Origin of the sequence: Pseudomonas sp. SIMBA_067 (genome assembly GCF_046534675.1) — a bacterium.
Taxonomy (GTDB): Bacteria; Pseudomonadota; Gammaproteobacteria; order Pseudomonadales; family Pseudomonadaceae; genus Aquipseudomonas; species Aquipseudomonas putida.
The window spans coordinates 1-291 of record NZ_JAWRYH010000255.1 but is presented as its reverse complement, the minus strand read 5'-3'; the positions used below and the strand labels follow the sequence as shown (position 1 = coordinate 291).

Here is a 291-nt window from a genome sequence, read left to right as displayed (position 1 = left end):
CTCGGTACGGCGCGCCTTGGCCTGGGCCTGGTCGATCAGGCCAGCGTTGAGGTCGGCGTCGATGGCCATCTGTTTGCCCGGCATTGCATCGAGGGTAAAGCGTGCGCTTACCTCGGAAATACGCCCGGCGCCCTTGGTGACCACCACGAAGTTGATGATCATGAGGATGGCGAACACCACCGCACCGACCACGTAATTGCCGCCGATGACCACTTCACCGAAGGCCTGGATCACCTTGCCTGCGGCGCCGTGGCCCTCCTGGCCGTGGAGCATGACCACCCGCGTGGACGC

At 64.6% G+C, this 291-nt stretch carries 1 protein-coding gene; it reads right to left on the bottom strand.

The window, feature by feature from the left end; genetic code table 11:
* On the bottom strand, positions 1-291 hold a 291-nt coding region (locus SB765_RS28975), incomplete at both ends, for an FHIPEP family type III secretion protein (protein WP_410932397.1).